This is a genomic window from Yaniella halotolerans DSM 15476 (genome assembly GCF_000420805.1).
Lineage (GTDB): Bacteria > Actinomycetota > Actinomycetes > Actinomycetales > Micrococcaceae > Yaniella > Yaniella halotolerans.
This window is the reverse complement of sequence record NZ_ATVQ01000003.1, coordinates 1-21,444: the sequence shown is the minus strand read 5'-3', so window position 1 is coordinate 21,444 and position 21,444 is coordinate 1. Positions and strand designations below refer to the sequence as shown.

The 21,444-nt window shown below is 56.9% G+C and carries 21 protein-coding genes; 5 read left to right on the top strand and 16 right to left on the bottom strand.

What is annotated here, in order from left to right:
• Positions 1-139 precede the first annotated feature (139 nt).
• Positions 140-1,300 (top strand): glutamate--cysteine ligase, encoded by a 1,161-nt coding sequence (locus G583_RS0109880; protein WP_022871016.1) that lies wholly within the window; start codon positions 140-142, stop codon positions 1,298-1,300.
• Positions 1,301-1,325: 25 nt separating this feature from the next.
• On the opposite strand, the gene G583_RS0109875 is transcribed toward G583_RS0109880, so the two are convergent.
• The 9 genes from G583_RS0109875 to rarD form a co-directional block, all read right to left on the bottom strand.
• A complete protein-coding gene (locus G583_RS0109875) occupies positions 1,326-2,750 on the bottom strand; it encodes a sodium/glutamate symporter (RefSeq protein ID WP_022871015.1) in 1,425 nt (474 codons plus the stop codon).
• A 98-nt stretch (positions 2,751-2,848) separates the two neighbouring features.
• Positions 2,849-3,922, bottom strand: coding sequence for a tRNA (adenosine(37)-N6)-threonylcarbamoyltransferase complex transferase subunit TsaD (gene tsaD, locus G583_RS0109870; RefSeq protein WP_022871014.1), 1,074 nt, complete (start codon positions 3,920-3,922; stop codon positions 2,849-2,851).
• A gap of 1 nt (position 3,923) precedes the next feature.
• Complete coding sequence (gene rimI / locus G583_RS0109865; protein ID WP_022871013.1) at positions 3,924-4,454, bottom strand: ribosomal protein S18-alanine N-acetyltransferase; 531 nt, start codon at positions 4,452-4,454, stop codon at positions 3,924-3,926.
• Positions 4,451-5,125, bottom strand: coding sequence for a tRNA (adenosine(37)-N6)-threonylcarbamoyltransferase complex dimerization subunit type 1 TsaB (gene tsaB / locus G583_RS0109860; RefSeq protein WP_022871012.1), 675 nt, complete (start codon positions 5,123-5,125; stop codon positions 4,451-4,453). Before tsaB ends, rimI begins: the two co-directional genes overlap by 4 nt.
• The gene (tsaE, locus tag G583_RS0109855) at positions 5,122-5,622 is read right to left on the bottom strand and encodes a tRNA (adenosine(37)-N6)-threonylcarbamoyltransferase complex ATPase subunit type 1 TsaE (protein WP_051129712.1); all 501 of its coding nucleotides are present in this window, start codon (positions 5,620-5,622) and stop codon (positions 5,122-5,124) included. The genes tsaB and tsaE overlap by 4 nt, the downstream gene beginning before the upstream one ends.
• A 2-nt stretch (positions 5,623-5,624) precedes the next feature.
• Positions 5,625-6,776: an alanine racemase gene (gene alr, locus G583_RS15490; protein WP_040895635.1), complete on the bottom strand. Its 1,152-nt coding sequence runs from the start codon at positions 6,774-6,776 to the stop codon at positions 5,625-5,627.
• Between the two features lie 52 nt (positions 6,777-6,828).
• Positions 6,829-8,331 carry a bifunctional ADP-dependent NAD(P)H-hydrate dehydratase/NAD(P)H-hydrate epimerase gene (locus G583_RS15485; protein ID WP_022871009.1) on the bottom strand — a complete coding sequence of 501 codons (1,503 nt, stop codon included), beginning with the start codon at positions 8,329-8,331 and terminating at the stop codon, positions 6,829-6,831.
• Positions 8,331-8,681: a holo-ACP synthase gene (locus G583_RS0109840; RefSeq protein WP_022871008.1), complete on the bottom strand. Its 351-nt coding sequence runs from the start codon at positions 8,679-8,681 to the stop codon at positions 8,331-8,333. Before G583_RS0109840 ends, G583_RS15485 begins: the two co-directional genes overlap by 1 nt.
• Positions 8,678-9,670, bottom strand: a complete 993-nt coding sequence (rarD, locus tag G583_RS15480) for an EamA family transporter RarD (RefSeq protein WP_022871007.1) — start codon at positions 9,668-9,670, stop codon at positions 8,678-8,680. Before rarD ends, G583_RS0109840 begins: the two co-directional genes overlap by 4 nt.
• Before the next feature lie 188 nt (positions 9,671-9,858).
• Between rarD and coaA the strand changes: the two genes are divergently transcribed.
• Genes coaA through mscL form a run of 3 tightly spaced genes read left to right on the top strand, consistent with a single transcriptional unit; the run spans position 9,859 to position 12,392 of the window.
• On the top strand, positions 9,859-10,830 hold the full coding sequence (gene coaA, locus G583_RS0109830) for a type I pantothenate kinase (protein ID WP_051129711.1): 972 nt from the start codon (positions 9,859-9,861) through the stop codon (positions 10,828-10,830).
• A gap of 2 nt (positions 10,831-10,832) precedes the next feature.
• Positions 10,833-11,945 (top strand): D-alanyl-D-alanine carboxypeptidase family protein, encoded by a 1,113-nt coding sequence (locus G583_RS16410; protein ID WP_022871005.1) that lies wholly within the window; start codon positions 10,833-10,835, stop codon positions 11,943-11,945.
• A gap of 60 nt (positions 11,946-12,005) precedes the next feature.
• Positions 12,006-12,392 carry a large conductance mechanosensitive channel protein MscL gene (mscL, locus tag G583_RS0109820; protein WP_022871004.1) on the top strand — a complete coding sequence of 129 codons (387 nt, stop codon included), beginning with the start codon at positions 12,006-12,008 and terminating at the stop codon, positions 12,390-12,392.
• Between the two features lie 74 nt (positions 12,393-12,466).
• Here mscL and G583_RS0109815 read toward each other — a convergent pair whose 3' ends face one another.
• The 7 genes from G583_RS0109815 to rplM all read right to left on the bottom strand — a co-directional run bounded on the left by G583_RS0109815 (position 12,467) and on the right by rplM (position 20,833).
• Positions 12,467-12,754, bottom strand: coding sequence for a hypothetical protein (locus G583_RS0109815; RefSeq protein ID WP_022871003.1), 288 nt, complete (start codon positions 12,752-12,754; stop codon positions 12,467-12,469).
• Positions 12,751-14,094 carry a phosphoglucosamine mutase gene (gene glmM, locus G583_RS0109810; protein WP_022871002.1) on the bottom strand — a complete coding sequence of 448 codons (1,344 nt, stop codon included), beginning with the start codon at positions 14,092-14,094 and terminating at the stop codon, positions 12,751-12,753. Before glmM ends, G583_RS0109815 begins: the two co-directional genes overlap by 4 nt.
• Positions 14,095-14,590: 496 nt before the next feature.
• Positions 14,591-16,033, bottom strand: coding sequence for an aldehyde dehydrogenase family protein (locus G583_RS15470; RefSeq protein WP_022871001.1), 1,443 nt, complete (start codon positions 16,031-16,033; stop codon positions 14,591-14,593).
• 29 nt (positions 16,034-16,062) lie between these two features.
• The gene (locus tag G583_RS0109800; protein WP_022871000.1) at positions 16,063-17,649 is read right to left on the bottom strand and encodes a hydantoinase B/oxoprolinase family protein; all 1,587 of its coding nucleotides are present in this window, start codon (positions 17,647-17,649) and stop codon (positions 16,063-16,065) included.
• A gap of 2 nt (positions 17,650-17,651) precedes the next feature.
• Entirely contained in the window at positions 17,652-19,682 is a 2,031-nt protein-coding gene (locus G583_RS0109795) for a hydantoinase/oxoprolinase family protein (protein ID WP_022870999.1), read from the bottom strand.
• 181 nt (positions 19,683-19,863) lie between these two features.
• Positions 19,864-20,361 carry a 30S ribosomal protein S9 gene (rpsI, locus tag G583_RS0109790; RefSeq protein WP_022870998.1) on the bottom strand — a complete coding sequence of 166 codons (498 nt, stop codon included), beginning with the start codon at positions 20,359-20,361 and terminating at the stop codon, positions 19,864-19,866.
• A 28-nt stretch (positions 20,362-20,389) separates the two neighbouring features.
• Positions 20,390-20,833 (bottom strand): 50S ribosomal protein L13, encoded by a 444-nt coding sequence (gene rplM / locus G583_RS0109785; protein WP_022870997.1) that lies wholly within the window; start codon positions 20,831-20,833, stop codon positions 20,390-20,392.
• A gap of 362 nt (positions 20,834-21,195) precedes the next feature.
• Between rplM and G583_RS0109780 the strand changes: the two genes are divergently transcribed.
• Positions 21,196-21,444: UBA domain-containing protein (locus tag G583_RS0109780; protein WP_022870996.1), on the top strand; the 249-nt coding region annotated here is incomplete at its 3' end.

Genomic DNA, 21,444 nt, shown 5'->3' with positions numbered 1-21,444 from the left:
TTCGAAGCAAGTGAATTCGAAAGTTCTTTAGCTCACAGCTTGGAAAAATTTGACCATTTTGGACTCAAAATAGCGCAGAACATGCGCATGGATCGTCGGCCGGTACCATAATGGGGACCCTATGCATGGAGGCAATGGCGTGCACTTAGAATTTGCGAAGTCTGCCCAATCGACCATCGGTGTCGAATGGGAACTCGGGCTCGTTGATCCCGTCACCGGTGAGTTACGCAATGTCAGCGACGATATTCTTGGCAAACTTGAAACACCCGACGACGAGCCATTCCAAGTCGTCGGCGAATTCATGCTGAACACCGTTGAGCTTGTGAGCGGTGTATGCCAAACGGTCTCTGAAGGACTCGACCAGTTAGCCACTGCCGGCCGCCACCTTCTGGATGTTGCCGCCGAAGAACATCTCACGCTTTTCTCACAGGGCACCCACCCATTCGCCAATGCCTTGGACGAGCAGATCTCGTCGGGGTGGCGATACCAGAAGATGCTCGATCGGACACAATATTGGGGTCAGCAAATGCTGATCTACGGGGTGCACACGCATGTCGGCCTCAATGATGTTGCCAAAGCCATGCCTGCGGTCAATCAACTGATTCAGTACTACCCTCACCTGCTGGCGCTCAGTGCTTCCAGCCCATTCTGGGGTGGCTACGATACCGGGTATGTTTCGCAACGAACTTTGCTTTTCCAACAGCTGCCGACCTCAGGCTTGCCGTTTCAGTATCACGGATGGTCTGACTACGAGCGAGTTGTAGCCGACCTCTTGCGCGTCGGCGTGGCGGATGACGTGACCGAAGTTCGCTGGGATATTCGCCCGGTGCCGAGGTTTGGCACGGTCGAGCAGCGGGTGTGTGACGGTGTGTCAACGCTGCAACAGGTCGGGGCCATCACCGCGTTAACGCAGTGCCTGGTCCACGAAGCTGTCGGCGCCGATGCCGATGCGCTTCACCAGATCGAAATTCTGCCGCCCTGGTACGTTCAGGAAAATAAATGGCGCGCAGCACGGTACGGGCTGGACGCCATCGTGATTATCGACTCGCAGGGCACCGAGCTGTTGGTAACCGACCATCTCAAGCATGTGCTCAATCGTTTAGAACCTGTTGCGGCTGAACTTGGCTGTTCGCGGGAACTCGGTTGGGTCGAGGACATGATCAGTAGTGACACCGCAGCCGCGCGGCAGAGAACCAGGGTGGAATCGACGTTCGGAATGCGTGTTGAGCAGGCCAAACTTGCCTCGTTGGTCCTGGACTCTGCGGCGGAAACCACGACTTCTATTCGCACTTGGCGCTGACCGCCCGCCGGACTGATGTGAGCGATCACGACCCGTGGTCCACCGTAAAGGTTGCTCGCTTCCCGAAGTAGAACAGTCCGCTGAGCAACGAAGCAATGAGCAAGACCGCCATAATGATCAACAGCGGGTAGGGGCCCAACTGCACGATCAGCGGAATCGATGCTGCCGTAACGAGACCCCCACCAAAGAACGGTTCAAACAGTAACTGTTTATAGCCGAACGCTTCGTAGGCGGGGCTCTTCTGATGCGGATCAGCCATGCGCAGCAACAATAGCCCTGTAGCCGTCACACCCATGGACTGCCCGAAATCGGCAATGCCACGTTCCAACCAAAAACTTTGAATAAAGCGTGGCGCCAGGAAGAACAGGACGAATACGTTCCAGAGCACGCCGGCAACCGCCAGAATGACGAACGGTCCGATGTTGTCGGCGATGGCATCGAGTGACAGGGTCGCGAGCGCTGCGATGATGAGTGTATCAAGAGCCAGCCCCTGGATACGCTCCATCGTACCGCGGTCAATCATGTTGCCCAGCCCGGCCTGATCAGCAAAGAGTTGAATAATAACGCCGCCGAGCATGGCTAACGGGAACAGTGGAACGTAGGTGAAGATTTCAATGCTATCCGCCCACAACCATTGTTCTATTGCCTGAAGACCTGAGAGCAGTCCCTGGCCGATCAGCACCGCAATCGCGATAATACCGATATGCAGGGTCAACGTATCAAGAGATTCGGTGCGCACCGTGAGCAAGCCACCGGAGGGCTGTTCGCGAGAGTAAATGCCGCGAGCGATCTCAGGGTCTTTATTGGCTGAGACATCTAGAGTTTCGGAGTGTCCGCGGCGGGCAGCCCAGTTCACGGCGATCACCCCGATGATGACGCCGGATAAGATCCCGACGGTCGCCATCGCTAGGGCAAGGTCGCCGCCTTCTTCGAAGCCCAGTTCCGTCATGACCGGTGCCATGCCCGCGGCCGTCCCGTGACCACCTTCAAAGCCGATTTCGATCAGCGCACCGAACATCGGGCTCACGTTGAATAATGGCACGAGTATCGCAACTGCGAGCGCGATACCAATCACGTATTGGCCGGCGGCAAACGTGACGCCGAGCGAAAGCTGTGGGCCCAAGAGCTTGACCGCCCGTTTCGGTGACGGCAGTCGCGTGCCCAGAAAGAGGGCCGCAAAGACCACGCTGATGAGCAAGCCTGGCAGCTCGCCCCAGACTTCAAGTACGCCAGATGAAAAGATACCGCCCTCGGCCAGTGCGTCCCAGCCAAGTCCTTCGCCGATACGGCCGATGACCTGTGGCCCCAGGACGAGTGCGATAAACCCGGCGATGATTGATACCGGTAAAAAGAGTTTCTGTGCAGTACGGCTGCGCACCCGAATCATGATGCCGACTAAGGCCAGCACTCCGAGCAGCAAGATGGCGAGCCCGACGGTTGACGGTGACATATGTACACCTTTCGAAGAGGCATATCTCTCACAGAGATGTTATCTCTATGAGGTGTACCAGGTATTTGCTGAACTCGGCAATCATTCAGCCCCTGAAGCTAGACAGAAATGATGCTGACTTGCTGTGTCGGGTCAGCTGAGAATCCTAGATCTGATGGGACAATTCCGTCTGCGACCAGTTGTGCGCCCAGGGCTGCGACCATCGCCCCGTTATCGGTACACAGGTTGATCGGTGGGATGGTCAGACCGATGCCTGCGGCTTGAGTGCGCTCGGTTAGCAGGTTACGGAGTCGTGAGTTAGCAGCTACTCCCCCGCCGAGCAGTATGTGGTCGATGTCGTGTTCGGTGGCTGCCAGCACCGCTTTTTTGGTGATGACGTCGGCGACGGCTTCTTGGAAGGACGCTGCAATGTCGTTGGCAGGAATCTCCATGTCGCGGATTTTGAATTGTTCTACGGCACGAGACACTGCAGTTTTTAGGCCAGAGAAGGACCAATTGTAGCGGTCTTTTCCTGGTGCATCGCGGGTGCCCATGTTCTTTGGTGCGCTCAGGCCACGTGGGAATTTGAACGCCCGTCCGTCACCTTGGCTAGCCATCTTGTCGATAACAGGCCCGCCAGGATAGCCGGCTCCGATGAGCCGGGCGACTTTGTCATACGCTTCACCAGCGGCGTCGTCAATGGTTCCGCCGAGTAGTTCAACATCTGAGGTCAGGGAGTTGATCTTCAGCATCTCGGAGTGTCCACCCGAAACTAACAGGGCACCCAGTTGGTTGACCCTCGTCAGGTCAGCTCCCGAAGCATCGAGGTAGCCGACCCCGATGTGGGCGATCAGGTGATTGATACCGTAGAGCGGTTTGCCGGTGGCTAGCGCCAGTGCTTTTGCACCGGACACGCCGACCATGAGCGCACCGGCCAGTCCCGGTCCTGCAGTCACAGCGATGGCGTCGATGTCGTCGAGCGTGATGTTGGCTTCTTCTAACGCGGCCTCGAGCACCGGTAGGAATTCGGTGACGTGGGCGCGAGCAGCGATTTCAGGGATCACGCCGCCAAAGGCCACGTGTTCATCCATCGACGAGGCCACCTGGTGAGCTAGCAGGTTGGTGCCTGCAACGATTCCGATGCCGGTTTCGTCGCAGGAGGTTTCAATCCCTAGCACGGTGGGATGTTTCACATTACTCCTTATCCGTTAGCGCCACGGCGCTCGAGGGACCGCGTTGACGCAGTCTTTTCCGCATGACCCAGGCATCTATACCGCCAGGATAATACTTGGGTCTGGTGTGGATGTGTTCGAAACCGTTGTCGGTATACAGACGTTGTGCACGGGTGTTGTCGGCGCGCACCTCCAACAGAATATCCATTGCTCCAAGTTCCTGCGCAGTGTCCATGAGCCATACCAACAGGGCGGCACCCAGTTTTTGGGCGGTGTGATCGGGATGGACCCCGATGGTGGTGACATCGGCAAAGGGCGGCCCGTACAGCAGACCGGCGAATCCAATCACGACGCCGCCATAGGTGATGACCTGGTAGAAGCTATGCGGGTTCTGTTCCGTTGAGGCGCGGTATTCGTGACGGAAGATCTCATGTGACCAGCTGTCTGGACCGAATACCAGGGCATCGAGCTGCGACACCGCCTCAACGTCTTCTTCGGCCCAGGTCCGCATGACGTAGCCGGCCGGTAGTGGTACGTGTGTTGACTGGGTCATGAGCGCAGCTGTTTGGGGATCTTGGCGTCGTGGCCGCGTAAATATTGTGGTTCGACCGGTTGCAGTCCACGGCCGCGGCGCAGTGCGATGGTGCCGTAAGCCGCGATGTCGCTGGCATCGGGTACCGCGTCGGTGAATCCGGCGATTCCGAAGAGTTCCTGGGGGTAGAGTCCAGCTCCGGCACCGAATACCGGCAGCTCGGTCACATCAGGTGCTGCGTTGACGAAGGGGCCGTGGAGTCGCTGGGGTTGACCCCCGATGTTGTCATAGTGGGCCCAATAGACTTCTTTGCGCCGGGCGTCGGTGGCGACGACGAACTCTTCGGCTCCAACCCGGAAGGCATCGGCTGCAACCCGGTGGGCTAAACCATCCAGGCTCAGCACCCCATAGACAGGCAATTGCCAGGTGTGTGCCAGTGTTTGGGCGGTGATAATGCCCGCGCGTAGGCCGGTAAATGGTCCAGGTCCGACTCCCACAAAAATGCCGTCGAGGCCTTCAGCAGTACTGGGATCAATAGTGGCTTCGGTCAGCGCCTCGGTAATGAAGCCGGCGAGGACTTCGGAGTGGTTGCGTTGTGACGAGGTGCAACGATGGGCGATCACGTCGTCGTCCCGGACCACGGCTGCTGAGGCTGTCGCCGAAGTATCAAGGGCGAGATAGGTTTTGCTCATGCGAGGCTGCTTCCTTCCCAGCGTGGCCCGTATCCGGTGACCAGAACGGTGCGGGATTCCTCCACATCGTCATCGGAGAAATCGGTGACGAGTTCGTCGGTGACGGCTCCGGGGCGCTGCAGTTCAATGTCCAGGTAGGCATCGGTGAGCGCTTCGGCTGTGCCTCGGCCCCATTCGACCACGACCACGGAGTCTTCTAGTGCGGTTTCCAGGTCAAGACTGGCAAGCTCATCTTCACCACTCATCCGGTAGGCATCCACGTGGACGAGGTTGAGCCCATCTGCTGGGTGGGTGTGGTGCCGTGCTAACACGAATGTTGGTGAGGTAATGGCCGCGGTGATGCCCAATCCGCGTGCCAGTCCCTGGGTGAACGTCGTTTTTCCGGCTCCCAGTTCACCGGTCAGAATGATGACGTCTCCGGCCTGGAGTTGGTTGGCGACTGCGAGCGCGAAATTCTCGGTGGCGGCTAGGTCTGGCAGTTGTGCGCTGTAATTCATGGTCACACCCATTGCTGGTGGACTCGTGGCACGCGGGCACCGATGCGGGTGACGATTTCGTAGTTGATGCTGCCACAGGCCTGCGCCCAGGCGTCGGATGCTATGCCGGATTTTGCGCCAAAGAGTTCAACGGTCGTCCCCACGGGCGCGGTTGCGTCGTCTTCACGGTCGGTATGAAGGTCGACGACAAACTGATCCATGGCGATCCGACCGGTGACACGATAGCGCTGACCATCAATCCAGACGGGCGCGCCTTCAGCTATGCGGGGCACGCCATCGGCATAGCCACACGGGATCAGCGCGAGTCTGGTGGGTTTCTGCACGCGGTAGGAGTACCCGTAGGACACTCCGGTGCCTTCATCTGCGGGTTTGTTGTGTGCCACTGTGGTGCCAAAGCTCATAACGGGACGCAGTCCGAGATCTTCTGCGGTGCGATCCGCGAAGGGACTCAGCCCATAAATGGCCACACCGGCACGCACCATATCGAGGTGGGTGTCGGGGCGTGAGAGCAGCGCCGGGGAATTGGCGACGTGGCGGACATCGACGGTGAGTCCATGTTTCCGGGCGGTTTCCACGGCTTCGTGGTACACCCGCAGTTGTTCGTCGACATCTGATTCGCCCACTGGGTCATCGGCGACGGCAAAGTGGGTAAAGACCCCGACGACGCGGACGATACCGGATTGTTGGAGTTCCGAAGCCCGACGGCACAGTGCATCCCATTCCTCCGGTACGGCACCGTTGCGGGATAGCCCGGTATCGATTTTCAAGTGAATACGTGCTGGCAGATCGCTGGCTCGCGCGGCATCGGCCACGGATTCGATTTCTGGACCAGATACGCCGAGGTCAATATTTTGGGCTACGGCGGCTTCAAACGGGGTGTTGATGGTGTGCAACCAGGCAACTAGTGGCGCGGTGATACCGGCTTCACGCAGGGCCAGGGCTTCACGAACGTGTGCGGTGCCAAGCCAAGTTGCACCGGCTGCCACTGCGGTCTGGGCGACTTCGACGGCCCCGTGGCCATATCCATCAGCTTTCACCACTGCCATCACTTGGGCCGGTTTGACCCAGCGAGCAATCGTATCGATATTATGCGCTAGCGCGGAGTGATCAATCGTCACCCAGCGTTCCGGTGTTGCAGTCCAACTTGTAGCCATGATGCCGCCCATTATTCCAGACCATTCGTGTTTCTGCAGATCGACACAGTTCCTACGACGACGCCATGGCGTAGCGCTTGGCCGCACGAATGTCGTCTTGCAAACTCGAGACCACGATGCCGCCGTCTGCCGCGGCAAGCTCACCGGCCAGAGAGTGCAGTCGTACTCCGGCGGCTAACACGGTGAACAGCTCGTGATGGAAGTCCTTGCGTGCAGGGTCTAGCGCAGCGATACCGGCCCCCAAGATCCCGGCTAGTGTGTCGCCGGTTCCGGCCGTTGCAAGTTCTGAGGTCTTGGCGGGGTGCACGCTTCGAAGAGTCCCGGGTGACACAACATAGGTATCAGCCGACTTCAGTACAATCCATACTCCGAAGCGCCGTGCAAATGCGCTGGCCTGTTCTACGGGAGTCGCTTCCTGTAGTTCTGGCGCCAGACGTTTGACCAGACGCTGCATTTCACCGATATGCGGGGTCAGTACCATCGCGGTGTAGGTTTCTGCCAGGTTTTCTTCATCCAACAGGTCGAGACCCGACGCGTCCACAAGCACCGGGAGCTGTTGGCGTTGGGCCGCCTGGAGTGCTTCGCTAAATCGTTCCTGGTCATCCGCGGTGCTCCCGAGTCCTGGTCCGATCACCACAGCGCTAGCCTTCGGGGCGACCTCAGCTTCGACCACGGCTTGCGGGTGTGCTGCCAAAACCTGATCAGCCACCTTGTTGTCGCGGGGCCGCTGCGCGACCAAACTCATATACCCGACCCCGGTGGCCGCGACGGCATTGACGACCAAAACGGCCGCTCCGGGATACTGCGGGGATCCTGCCACCACTGACAACACGCCCCGAGAATACTTATGTACATCCCATCGAGGGGTGCCGTAGCCAGCCCGAATGTCTGACTCGTCTGCGATCCACCAGGGGTCTTGAACCCCGTCGAGTTCTGAGCCCAATCCAATGTCGACCACAGCGACCTCGCCGCTGTGTTGGCCGCCGTCACCGATGAGTAAACCGAGTTTGGACGCACCGAAGGTCACGGTCACATCAGCGCGCAGCACGTTACCCGGAATGTTTCCGGTATCTGCCATGAGTCCCGAAGAAATATCACAGGCAACAACGGCTGCCGTATCGGGGATAGCTAAGTTATGGTCGTGGAGATAGCACGGAAGATCGAAGCTCCCTCGAAATCCAGTGCCAAATACTCCATCAAGCACGACATCAACGGTGGGACCGATCGTCGAAACTATTCGTCCACCGGCACGCTGAAAAGCGGCCAGTGCTTCCGGGTGGAACTGATCGTGCGTGGTGTTGATGGCTACCGCGGCGATCGACACCCCGCGGTCGGCAAGAAAACTGAGCGCCAACAGCGCATCGCCGCCGTTATTGCCTTTGCCAATGAGTCCAATTGCTCGGCTGCCGTACACGGCGCCACGGCGGTGTAGCAGTTGACGAATATGGTGTGCTAGACCCCAGGCTGCCTGGCGCATCAACGTGGGGCCGTGACCGGCCTCCAGCCAGGGCGCTTCAGCGCCGCGTATCTGGGTTCCGGTAAAAACGGGTTGCATTAGCCCTCTGCGACAACCATTGCTGTGGCCCATCCACCGTCGTGGGATAGCGAGAGGTGCCAGCGCCGTACGCCTTTGGCCTCAGCGATATCAGCCACCGTGCCGGTGAGCACCACGTAGGGTTCACCCGAAGGTTCGCGACCAATTTGGCAGTGCTGCCAGTTCATGCCGGCCGGTGCAGAGAGGGCTTTGGCGACTGCTTCTTTCGCTGCAAAACGTGCAGCCAATGATTGGAGACTGAGCTCTCGCTCTGCGGGGGTAAACAACCGGTCACGGAGTTTTGGAGTCCGCTCTAACTGCCGCTCGAAGCGCGCAATATCAACCATGTCCACACCAATGCCAATGATCATGCTTGGTAGTCTACCTTTTCTTCACGTGACTGTTGTGATGTTTTGATACGTAACTTCGGATTTTGTCGGATTTGGCGAAGGACATCGCTGATCAATATCAGCACGGCAAGCCACACGAGAATGAACCCAACCCAGCGCCCGGTCGACATCACTTCTTCGAAAACGAAATACCCGAAGAGGAACTGGGCGATCGGAGCAATGTATTGGAACATTCCGACGGTTGACAGGGGTAAACGTGCGGCAGCTCCTGCGAAGAGCACCAATGGGACCACCGTAATGATTCCGACGACCGGTAAGGAGTATGCACGAATGGCGTCAAAGGATTCGAAGACCCCGATCCCACCTGCGGTAGCAAAGATGCCCAAAGACGCCAACACAATCCACACCGTCGAGGGGATCGATAACCACATGGTCTCCACCGTTAGGCCGGTCAAGGAATCCACCGTGGGCCCCAGCTTGTTTTTCACTAAACCGTAGAAGGCGAACGAACTCGCTAGACCAAGTGATACCCACGGCAGATTTCCATAGTCGAAAGTCAGAACGATGACGGCTATCAATGAAATGCCCACGGCGATCCATTGCAAAAGACGCAAGCGCTCCCCTAGGAGGACGACGCCGAGCACAATGGTCATCAACGGATTGATGAAATATCCCAACGAGGCTTCAAGGACTCGATGGCTGGCAACAGCATAAATATAGAGTCCCCAGTTCACCGCAATCAGATGGCCCGCTAAGATCAGCAGCAAATGGTCGCGCCGATTTTTCAGCACCTTGCCCAAGCGTTGCCAACCGCCCCGGACGATTGCGACCGCAACCAGCGTTACACCAAGCGCCATCACAATGCGCCACGACAGAAGATCGACGGGGTTGGGCGTCATGTACAGAGCAAATACTATGGGGAGTGCGCCCCAAAGGGAGTAGGCCAAGAAAGCCTGCATGAGCCCGGTGCTGTTGGCCGGTGATTTGACCTGGTCATCGGCACTAGCCAACGGTCCTCCTGCGATGTCGTGGGTGGCAATGGAACAAGCCGGTAGTGAAGTGGATTATCAATAATTGCTCACTTCGCCGGCCCGTGAGCGATAATGAATAGGTGAATTACCACATCAACGATGCGCCATACCCTCCACAGGGTTCCTCAGATTCTCCGGATACTCCGGTGAGTCCTGTAACCGAGCCCATCTCGTTTGTGGGTTCACCACCGTTCGAACCACAACAAACATATTCACCGTTCATCGAACTCGACCGCTCCACATGGTCTAGGCTAGCGCATCAGCTCGAGCAACCATTTGACCAATCCGATGTTGAACGGCTCCGCGGCCTCGGAGATCGATTGTCCTTGACCGAGGTCGCCGAAGTCTACCTTCCACTTTCGCGGTTGTTGAGCATTTATGTGGACGGTTCTGCCCGCCTTCGGGAAGCATCGAACGAGTTTCTAGGCGAGACCACCCGTCGTACACCGTTTGTGATTGGGGTGGCCGGGTCGGTCGCCGTCGGAAAATCCACAATTGCTCGTGTGCTGCAGGAGATGCTGCGTCGATGGCCTAATACTCCACGCGTCGAACTGGTGACCACCGATGGCTTCCTGTATCCCAATGCCGAACTACGGCGCCGCGGCCTCATGGAACGAAAAGGGTTTCCGGAATCTTTCGACCGGCGTCGGCTGCTGCGCTTCGTTTCCGATGTCAAAGCCGGCGTCCCGGAAGTTCGAGCGCCGATGTATTCGCACTTAACATATGACATTGTGCCCAACCAACAAATTGTGGTGCGCCGGCCTGATGTGCTCATCGTTGAAGGGCTCAATGTACTTGCTCCACCGCGACCGCGTTCCGATGGCACATCAGGGTTGTCAGTTTCCGATTTCTTTGACTATTCGATCTATGTCGATGCCAGCCACCACGCGGTTCGCAACTGGTATGTCAACCGGTTTATGGAAATGCGCTCCGGTGCCTTCGCAGATCCAAATTCCTATTTCCACCGGTACTCAGGGCTGACCGATGATGAGGCTGTTAAAACAGCCACCGACATCTGGGATCGCATCAACGGGCCCAACCTTGTGCAAAACGTCCTACCTACTCGGGGCAGGGCTAAGCTAGTATTGACCAAGAACGCAGACCACCATGTCAAACGCGTGTTGATGAGGAAGATCTAGCAATGTTGCGCACCTCTAGGGTGACTTTTACCGCCACGACGGTCACCTTGGCGTGCCTCGCCGGAGCACTTTATGCATCTCCCGTAGTTATTGCAGAGACGATGGGGCGCGAAGTCACCACCTATTCTCTTATGAACCATGAGGAGTTTATGCGGCAGCGCGAACAGACCACGCTGCAAGCTACCACCGACGTGGATACAGCTGGCCCAGAATCGGTTATGCCCGAAAGAGGAAAGTGGGAGACCCACGGATCTGCCCTGGCCCCGGCTTCAAGTGCCACAGATGAGCTCACAGGGTCTGAAAATCAGGACACAGCAGCAAACGCTCATGAAACCGACGAAGAAAAACCTCCCGCCGAGCCTTCCGAAGAACCTACGGCTCGCATAACCACAGAAATCCCACAGGTTAAGGTCGCGCTTCCAGATTCCTCAGGCTCTGACAATGCCGAGCCTTCGGAAACTGCCGAAGATACTGCAGATTCCAGAGATCATGACAGCACCCCAGATCCAGAAGAGACGGTACCCGAGGACTTGGAGTCTTCTGACTCAGTCACGGTGATCGTCAATAAACTTCGACCGTTACCGGCTGACTATACGCCCGACGACCTTGTCGAGCTGTCCTCAGATTTCACCGAGGCAACTCAACAACTGCGTGAGGAAGCTGCCGAAGCAGCTGAAGCAATGTTCGTCGCGGCCAAAGACGATGATATTGAGCTCCAGGCTGTTTCATCGTTCCGTTCGTATGACTACCAACAAGAGTTGTATGACCGCTATCTCGAACAATATGGTGCTGAGAATACGAACGGTATGTCCGCACGGCCGGGCCATTCAGAACACCAAACCGGCTTAGCACTGGACATTGACGCTCTGGACGGAGAGCACACGCTACAAACGAGTTTTGGAGAAACAGCGGCCGGTCAGTGGCTTGCAGAACACGCACACGAGTATGGATTCGTCGTCCGCTATCCCGACGGCGCGCAAGACATCACCGGCTTCCAATATGAACCATGGCATCTCCGCTATTTCGGTGAACAATATGCGACGCAAATTTTCGAAAGTTCTGGCGTCGCGGAGGAAGAATTTGGGCTTGAACCCGCGCCTGACTACAAAGATTAGACCTTGACGTGACGTGCACCTCAGGAGGGGGCAGTACTCTTCCGCCTTATACTATGATCCATGTTCAAAGGTTTTAGAGATTTCCTCACACAGGGCAACGTCATGGATCTTGCCGTCGCAGTCATTATTGGTGCCGCATTCACCCAGGTCGTCACAGCGCTAACCGACTCGGTGCTCATGCCGTTAATCTCGGCTCTCGTCGGTTCACCAAATTTCGATGAGTTCGCCAAAGTCACCCTCAACGGAAACGAAATCGCATTCGGCGTCCTCCTTACCGCAATCGTGAATTTCTTACTGATTGCCGCAGCCGTCTACTTCGCTATCGTGATGCCAATGAATAAGCTCATTGAAATGCGTGGGAAGCATGCTGAGGAAGAAGAGGCAACTGAAGAAGTTGTTCTGCTGACTGAGATCCGTAACGCTCTAGTTTCCGGTCCGAAACACTAAACCCCGCACCTACAACTTTTATGGCAAAGGCCGCCGAACACTGATGTTCGGCGGCTTTCTATCTTTTCAACGACTTAGAGATTCGGAATACAAGGCATCCAGTTGTATTGCGGATTCTCACACTCTGGCAGAGCCATGAGTCCAAGTGCTATCGCGGCTGCGCACAGCCCCATGATCGTCAGGGTCGCAAAGACTACAAGACGGCGGAACCGCAGATTCTCGGGTGGGTCAGCCGAAACGCTCTGCGGGTCGTGCCCCGCGAGAACGTTTGCTTCGCGATGGAAGTCGTCGACGTCCCGCTCGAAGTAACCGTGTTTGTGCCGGTCTGTCTCGAATGGCTCTTCAGAATTTTGCTGTGTCACAGTGGCAGGTTCTCGGATACCACATCAGCTAAGTACTGTGCTTGTTGCTGCGCGGTGGCTTTATCAGCGGCTTCAACCATGACACGAACGACTGGCTCGGTACCTGACTGTCGCAACAAGACCCGTCCTGTTTCTCCGAGTTGGGATTCAACGGCGACCACTTCTTGTTTCACGACCGAGTGGCTATCGACCGCAGCTTTGTCTACGTCTTTCACATTAATCAAGACCTGCGGCAAACGTGTCATAACGGTCGCCAGATCGGCCAACTTCTTCTTGGTGGCGTTCATGCGGGCCGCGAGCTGCAGGCCGGTCAGGATCCCGTCTCCGGTGGTAGCCCATTGTGAGAAGATAATATGCCCTGACTGCTCACCGCCTAACGAAGCCTGATTGGCAGCCATTGCTTCTAGGACGTAGCGGTCGCCCACTTTCGTCTCGACCACGTTGATATCGTGTTGCTGCATCGCCAATTTCAGACCGAGGTTACTCATCACCGTCACCACGAGGGTATCGTCCTTCAGCGCCCCCTGATCCTTAAGCGCAACAGCCATCATTGCCATGATCTGGTCACCGTCAACGATGGTTCCCTTGTGATCGACTGCAAGGAAACGATCGGCGTCGCCGTCGAGTGCGACACCGAGATCCGCGCCGTGCTCGAGCACGGCGGCCTGGAGATTCTCCATGTGGGTTGAACCGTAATTGTGGTTGATGTTCAAGCCATCCGGGTCGGCACCGATCACTACTACTTCGGCACCGGCTTGCGTGAACACCTCTGGTGCCACCCCGGAACCAGCACCGTGTGCGGCATCGATAACGATCTTCATGCCTTCTAGCCGATTCGGCATCGTCTTCAGCAGGTGCAGTGCATAACGGTCTTCTGCATCCGAGAAGCGACGTACGCGACCAACCTCTGCTCCGATCGGTCGGCGAGGCTCGTGCTCCAGCTGTTCCAAAATGCGGTCTTCTTGTGCGTCGGTGAGCTTCTCACCGCCGCGGGATAAGAATTTGATGCCATTATCTGGTGCCGGGTTGTGCGACGCCGAAATCATCACGCCGAAGTCGGCGTTGATATCATCCACGAGAAAGGCAGCTGCAGGCGTTGGTAGCACTCCAGCGTCGAAAACATCGACCCCCGAGGAGGCCAAGCCCGCTGACACGGCAGCGTTAATAAATTCCGACGAGATTCGTGGGTCTCGAGCAACGACGGCTTTCGGACGGCGGTTGGCAGAGTCTTCATGGCCGAGGACTTCGGCCGCTGCCTGAGAGAGTTTCGTTGCAAGTTCAACGGTGATTTTCTCGTTGGCTACGCCTCGAACACCGTCGGTACCAAATAATTTAGACATTGTTTTCAATTCTTTGTGACCTGCAGATCTGCACGGCGTTGTGACGCACAGGAGTCGGACTGCATATTTTTGGATAATTGGAAAGCTTCTGCCGTAAACTTTGTCGGCGTTCGACAGGAATATCGGCCCACATGTGAGCGGTTCTGGTCGCGGCACTCACGACGTGGCCATTCCACAGTATGGCAAGACCTTGCATACCTGCCGTATTGTCTCGAGGCATGCTCGATGTTGATCGTTGGTTGAGACCAGGGTCAAGCATGCTGTTTCGGCCTCGACAGACAAGAGAAGACGAAAAATCACGGGCAGGCATTTCGAATTCGTGATGGATCACGGAGTCGGTATGGCCCATCGTGGCTCAGTCTCCTTCCTGTCACAGCGACTAGATTCTCTATATTTTAGCGGTTTCTGGGCATTACTGGAGGATTTTTCTTTTCCTAGGATCAGACGGGATGCCCCTGTGATTGCAATGGCCACCCAGCGGGCCCTTCTTCATGAGCTAGTCCAAGGGCTGATTTCGGTAACTGCGGGCACGTGCTAGATCCCGGCCCGGATTATATCCACCGGTGAGGAGCTTGCGCACCGCCCAATGTGCCCAGAATGGTGCCGGATGCTTCACGAGTTTCAGGGTGTCTGGTTTAACCGGTTTATCTAATACGGCGCGTTCATGGCTGAACGTGCGCAGGGACCAGATCCCGTGATACCTGCCGTGACCAGAGCTCCCCACACCGCCAAATGGCATATGGGGTGTTGCCAAGTGCATTAGCGGCACGTTGATGCCTATTCCCCCGGCAACGATCCGTGGCAGAACATGGTCTTTGAGTGCTTCTGATTGGGTGAAGAGGTAGAAAGCCAACGGGTTCTCACGTTTGGCTATCCGATCGAGAGCATCGTCAGCATCGTTGACGGTAATGACCGGTAGGACGGGGCCAAAGAGCTCACGAGACATTAACGCGTCGTCTTCGTTCACATTGGTGACGATTGTGGGGTCGAAATAGCGCTTGGATGGTGTGCAGTTCCCGCCGTAGACCACGTCACCTGCGGTCTCAGCAAGAAGTTCTACCAGAGATTTAGTGTGGTCTGCAGTAATCATGCGCGGATAGCTTGGATCCCGCGCGTGGTCTTTGCCAAATTGGCGACGCACTTCTTTGATCATCGCCGTGACAAGATCCTCGGCTATCGATTCGTGGGCATAGATGTGGTTCGGGGCCACGCAGGTTTGTCCTGCGTTGAGGTATTTGCTCCACACCAGACGAGAGGCGGCCGTGGCCAGATCTGCATCGTGGTGCACATAAGCCGGTGATTGTCCGCCAAGTTCCAGGGTGTATTCGATCAGGCGTTCTGCACAGGCCGTGGCGATGATTGAGCCCACTTTCGGTGACCCGGTGAAAAATACGTAATCGGGTCGAGCATCAATCATCTCGTGTACAACATCGGGCCCGCCGGTCACCACACGGATCGCATGGGGGTCCAGGTAATAGGGGATTAATTCCTGCAGCACGGTTTCTACGGCACTGCCAACCTCGGATGGTTTGAGCACCACGGCATTACCGGCTGCTACCGCACCCGCCAGCGGTGAGAGCCCCAACATGACCGGGTAATTCCAGGGTGCAATGATCAAGACTGTTCCGCGTGGTTCATGTTCGATCATCGACTTGGCCGGCCACAGCGCGAGCGGGGTGCGAACTCGTTGAGGTTTTGCCCACGGGGCGGTGTGTTTTCGAAGCCAACGGATTTCGGTGAGAACCTGTCCAATTTCAGAGACCCAGGCTTCGAACCCATTTTTCCCTAGATCTTGAGCCAGAGCCGCTTCCAGCGTCGGGCCATTATCCTCGAGGAGTTGTTGAAGTGCAGCTAGTTGGCTCAGACGCCATGCGACACTTCGGGTGCGTCCGCTAGCATATACCTGTTGAACTTCCGCGATAGTTGTTGCGGCAGACATGTGTCACCTTTCATCGTGTTGTGACCAGGTTATTGACCTTGACCGTAGCCCCCGCCACCGGCGGTTTGAATCGTGATCCCCTCGCCTGCAGAAACCTCGAAACGGGTCATGGATTCACGAAGTTCGTCGCCATCGTTACCATGTCGTATCACCTTGCCGGGTCGGCCGTCGCTGCCGCCTTCTAACCCCCACGGGGCGGTGGTAACGCGCGAGGTGCCGGCCACCACCTGAGCGGTGCCGCGGGTCAGGGTAAGACGACGCAGGAGTCCATCACCTCCGGGGTAGTGTCCGGCTCCGCCGGTGTTTTCGACGATGCGATAGGCCTCGACCCGTAATGGATATTCCCGTTCGATCACTTCGCACGGGGTATTGCGTGTATTGGTCATGTGCGTGTGGATCGCAGAGGCACCTGCTTGATCAGGCATGGCTCCCTGGCCTCCACCATAGGTCTCAACATAGGAGAAATATTGGCCGGTGTCCTGGTCAAATCCGCCGATGGTCATGATGGACATCGAGCCAGAAGATGCCGCCGGCACGTACTCGGGGGCGAATTGGTGAAACGCACCGAGCAGGGCGTCTACGATCCGCTGTGACGTTTGAATATTGCCGTTGGATACAGGTGCCGGGAACGTGGCAGCCACCAGGGAGCCTTCCCGAGTTGTGACGTCGATGGGTTCCATGAGTCCTGCATTGGATGGCAAAGATGAGTCGGTCAGAAGTTTGATGACGTAGGCGACGCATCCTTCGGTCACCGCCCAGGAACAGTTGACGGCTCCGGCTACCTGGTCGGTGGTCTCGGAAAAGTCTACGGTCAGGTGGTCGCCTTCGACTTGGACTCTTGCTGTGATAGCCAACGGATTTTCTTGGTTCCCGTCGTGCTCCAGATAATCGGTGAATATTCCGGTCCCGTCGGGTAGCTGCTCGATGGCTGAGCGGGTGCGACGAGCAGCGTACTCCACCAGTGCTGTGGCTGACACCCCAAAGCGCTGGTTGCCCCACTCTTCCAACAGTTCGTGGAGCCGGCGTTCTCCCAACCGGTTGGCTGCGACCTGTGCCATGATGTCACCGCGAGTTTTATCGTGGGTGCGAATATTAGTCAAGAGAACGGCCAAGAGCTCATGACGCAACTCGCCTGCTGCAAACAGCTTCACCGGTGGAATGCGGATGCCTTCTTGGAAGATTTCGGTGGCATGGGTCGCCATGGAGCCCGGCGTGATACCGCCGACATCGACATGGTGGGCCATATTTGCGACCACTGCAACGAGTGTGTCCTGCCAGAACACGGGGGTAATGACGCACATATCGGGCAGATGTGACCCGCCGAGGTAGGGGTTGTTGGTCACCAGGACGTCGCCGTCTACCAAATGTTCAGTGCCGTAGGAGGCCAGAGCGTTTTTGATCAATGTGGGCATGAGCCCCAGGTGCAGCGGAATGTGTTCTGCTTGGGAGATGAGCATGCCGTCCGGGCCATAGATGCCCGCCGAACAGTCTCGCCGGTCTTTAATATTGGGTGAGTAACTGGTTTGTATGAGTGCGGTGCCGACTTCTTCGGAGATTGATTCCAGGCGGTTTCGCGCGATTTCTAGTTCGACCGGGTTCAGTGTTGCATCACGCATAGTCACTCCTGTTCCGTTGCCTGGCGTATGTGCAGGAAGTCGTAAGTGTCATTTTCAGCTATCTGGTCGGGACGAACATAAATGGTTGAATCGAACTGTTCAATCACCGCGGGCCCCTCGATCACAGTCTTTGCACCGAATGTGGTGCGATCATATATCGGCACTTCCCGCCAGGCTCCGTCAATATACACATCCCGGTGGCTCGTGGGTGTCACCTCAGCATCGATGGAGGCCACAGATTCTAAAGCACCGTGCTCGAGCTGCTGGGTCACCACCAGTCGGGCCACCACGATTTCCATCAAAGCATCTGGATCGGCGAACCCGTAGTTTTGTTCGTGGGCTTCTTCAAACAGTGTTTGCTGGCGTTCCCACTCGGGGTCGTAGGCGACCGTGAGCTCATATGATTGACCAATGTATCGGGCATCAACCAGCAATTCGTAGTTGGTTTCAGCGGTTGGATCGTCGAGCTGGTCTGCTGCACGTTCACGCATGGTGTCGAAGACGTCTTGCAGTTCTGCCAGGGTTGAGCTCGTCTTTGCTTCGACGCTGGTGGCATAGTCGTGGCGGATGGGTGCATCAAGCATGCCGACCGCCGATGCGATACCTGGTCGGGGTGGAATAACCGCAGATTGCATACCCAGTTCTCTCGCTAGATCTGCCGCGTGTAGCGGTCCAGCACCTCCGAAGGCCATCAAGTCACAGGAGCGTAGGTCGATGCCTCGCTCGACCGAGACTTTCCGGATCCCGCGGGACATCGTTGCGGTGATGACGCGCAAGATGCCTTCAGCCGTGTCTTCGGCACTCAGCCCGATAGTTTCGCCCCACGTGGCCATCGCTTCGCGTGCTGCAGCGGCGTCGAGTTGGAATTCTCCGCCAAGCAATTCATCGCCGAGTCGGCCCAAAACTACGTGAGCATCTGTGACGGTTGGTTCTTGGCCGCCGCGCTGATAGCTAATGGGTCCTGGTTCGGCGCCTGATGAGTGCGGTCCCACCCGTAGACCGCCTCCCGAATCCAACCAGGCAATCGACCCACCTCCGGCTCCAATGGTGTGGACATCGACTGCTGGAAGCTGGAGGGGCAACCCAGCGATCTCGGACGCTAGGGTTTCATCGGGGACCCCGTCGCGAATCAGAGCGATATCGGTGGACGTGCCACCAATGTCGAAGGAAACGGTTCGCCGTAGCCCCAGATGTTTGGACCAATTCGCGGCACCAACCACTCCCCCCGCCAGTCCAGACAGGACCGTGCGTGCCGGATGTTCTGCGGCATCGCTGGGGCTAAGCAACCCACCGGATGACTGCATCATCCGCCACCCAGTTTTCATCCCAGTCTTGGTCAGTCCTTGCTCGAGCCGTTGGATGTACCCGGTAATTTTGGGGGAAACATACGCGTTGATGGCTGCCGTTGAACTGCGCTCGTATTCGCGCATTTCAGCGCAGATGCTTGTGGCTGCGACGACCTGCGGGGCTACACCGGCGTCTTGAACGATGGTTGCAGCGCGTTGTTCGTGTTTGGGATTGACATAGGCGTTGAGAAACGAGACCACGATGACGTCGAGTTCCATGGCTGCCAACGGTTTGAGTGTTTCGGCTAGGGCAGCTTCGTCGAGTTCTACCAGTACTGTTCCCCCAGCATCCATGCGTTGTGTTGCCTCAACGATGGCTTCTTGAACAATGAGCGGCTCAGGTCGACGCTTGTGTTGATCATAGATCGCGGGTCGAGACTGATGGGCGATGGCCAGCACATCACGAAATCCCTGGGTGGTGATCATGCCGACGCGGGCGCCGTCACGGGTGATCACCGTATTGGTGGCGACTGTACTGCCGTGGACAAATCGGGTGAGTTCTTCCGGTGAACGACCCACACGTTCAAGGGCTCCTTGAACACCTGCTATCACCGCGTCATCTGGAGCAGACGGTGTTGAAGGAAGTTTCCACACGGCCATTTGGCCGTCGTCACCGCGCACGGCCACATCGGTGAACGTTCCACCGGTGTCGACTGCCATGTGGAGTTGGCCATCAGTTTGGCTCATCATCTTCGTGTCACGCCCCTTGACCGAATAAGGTTCTGTTCTCCTTCCGATCGTATCGTGATGGGCGGCTTGGTGACATGGTCGATTCTCGCTGAGATGTCGGAGCGTTCTAAGAAATTTGTGGTTAAACAAAACATCCGCCAACATAGCGTTGACGGATGTTTTGAGAACTGTGGGCGAATTAACGCTTCGAGTACTGCGGAGCCTTGCGGGCCTTCTTGAGACCGGCTTTCTTCCGCTCTACTGCGCGAGCATCGCGAGTCAGGTAGCCTGCTTTTTTCAGCGGGCCACGGTTATTTTCGCGGTCAATCTCGTTGAGCGCGCGTGCAACGCCGAGGCGGACAGCACCGGCTTGGCCGGATGGCCCACCACCGTGTACGAGTGCAACGACGTCGTATGCGCCGGACAGCTCGAGGATACGGAATGGGTCGTTGACTTCCTGCTGGTGCAGTTTGTTCGGGAAGTAAGTGTCGAGGTCGCGACCATTGATTTTCCATGAACCGGTACCTGGGATCAGGCGGACACGGGCGATGGCGCGCTTACGACGACCAACAGCCTGACCGGACTGGGTCAGTGGTGGTCGTTCGGTCACTTCTTCGGTGACGGGGGTATTGGCAGATTCCGAGGTGTAGCTGGTCAGCTCCTGGTCCTCAGCGATCTCATTGACGTTTTCAGTCATGGGTTCTCCTTGAACTTAGAGTGTGACCCTACTGGGCAACCTGATCGATAACGAATTCTTTTGGCTGCTGTGCAGCATGTGGGTGTTCGGTGCCTTCGTAGACCTTGAGTTTCTTAATCATCTGGTCTGAGAGGCGGTTTGATGGCAGCATGCCTTTGATTGCCTTCTCAACAGCGTGAACTGGGTTTTTTTCCAGCAGTTCAGCATAAGACGTTGAGGTGAGGCCACCCGGGTAACCGGAGTGACGGTAAGCTTGCTTCTTTTCGAGCTTGGCGCCAGTCAAAGCGACTTTTTCAGCATTGACAATGATGACGAAATCGCCCATGTCCATGTGAGGTGCAAAAGTGGGCTTGTGCTTGCCGCGCAGCAGCGTTGCCACCTGGCTGGCAAGACGTCCAAGCACCACATCGGTGGCGTCAATGACGTGCCATTGACGATCAACGTCGTCTGGCGTTGGTGTAAACGTACGCACTATGTATTAGCCTTCGTATGTCGGTGTTCGGTTAGCGAAGCTACGTGTGGTCGTGAGAACCAACGACGCGAAATCGCTGTTAAGTTAACGGTGCATCCGGTACACCAGGTGAGGACTGGCGTGATGCCGGGTCCGTTCGTTCCCGGTGCTGCAACGACCCTACGACGATGCAACTGCGTCGGGCCATGCTGCGCTTGCGATCCGGGAGGACACGCACAACAGCTACCTACGATACTACGGAACCGGCAGCATCGCAAAACGGCGACGTACCTTATTCATATTGAGCGTCTAGCTCGTGTCGTGCCTCACAGACCGTGAGCGCGAGACTCTAGCCTGAAGTTATGAAGAAGGAAAGAACCTCGATGGCTACACGCATAGAAGTCACCAAGCAATTGCGCACCGATTACCGCACCGGAACCAAAGCAGAGAAATCAGAGATTATCGATCAGTTCTGTGCCTCGACCGGGGCCGGTCGGTCCACAGCTCGGCGGTATCTGACTTCCAAGACCCTTGGGGTCAAAAACGTGGTGCGCATCGACCGGCGCAATCACAAACCCACCAAGTACTCTCAGAATGCGAAAAAGCAGCTGGTCCGGGTGTGGCGGATGATG

Coding starts and splice junctions, on each gene's coding strand:
- G583_RS0109875 (WP_022871015.1), bottom strand. CDS start 2,750: ATGTCACCGTCAACCGTCGGGCTCGCCATCTTGCTGCTCGGAGTGCTG.
- rimI (WP_022871013.1), bottom strand. CDS start 4,454: ATGACCCAGTCAACACACGTACCACTACCGGCCGGCTACGTCATGCGG.
- tsaB (WP_022871012.1), bottom strand. CDS start 5,125: ATGAGCAAAACCTATCTCGCCCTTGATACTTCGGCGACAGCCTCAGCA.
- tsaE (WP_051129712.1), bottom strand. CDS start 5,622: ATGAATTACAGCGCACAACTGCCAGACCTAGCCGCCACCGAGAATTTC.
- alr (WP_040895635.1), bottom strand. CDS start 6,776: ATGGCTACAAGTTGGACTGCAACACCGGAACGCTGGGTGACGATTGAT.
- G583_RS15485 (WP_022871009.1), bottom strand. CDS start 8,331: ATGCAACCCGTTTTTACCGGAACCCAGATACGCGGCGCTGAAGCGCCC.
- G583_RS0109840 (WP_022871008.1), bottom strand. CDS start 8,681: ATGATCATTGGCATTGGTGTGGACATGGTTGATATTGCGCGCTTCGAG.
- G583_RS16410 (WP_022871005.1), top strand. CDS start 10,833: ATGTTGCGCACCTCTAGGGTGACTTTTACCGCCACGACGGTCACCTTG.
- mscL (WP_022871004.1), top strand. CDS start 12,006: ATGTTCAAAGGTTTTAGAGATTTCCTCACACAGGGCAACGTCATGGAT.
- glmM (WP_022871002.1), bottom strand. CDS start 14,094: ATGTCTAAATTATTTGGTACCGACGGTGTTCGAGGCGTAGCCAACGAG.
- G583_RS15470 (WP_022871001.1), bottom strand. CDS start 16,033: ATGTCTGCCGCAACAACTATCGCGGAAGTTCAACAGGTATATGCTAGC.
- G583_RS0109800 (WP_022871000.1), bottom strand. CDS start 17,649: ATGCGTGATGCAACACTGAACCCGGTCGAACTAGAAATCGCGCGAAAC.
- G583_RS0109795 (WP_022870999.1), bottom strand. CDS start 19,682: ATGAGCCAAACTGATGGCCAACTCCACATGGCAGTCGACACCGGTGGA.
- rpsI (WP_022870998.1), bottom strand. CDS start 20,361: ATGACTGAAAACGTCAATGAGATCGCTGAGGACCAGGAGCTGACCAGC.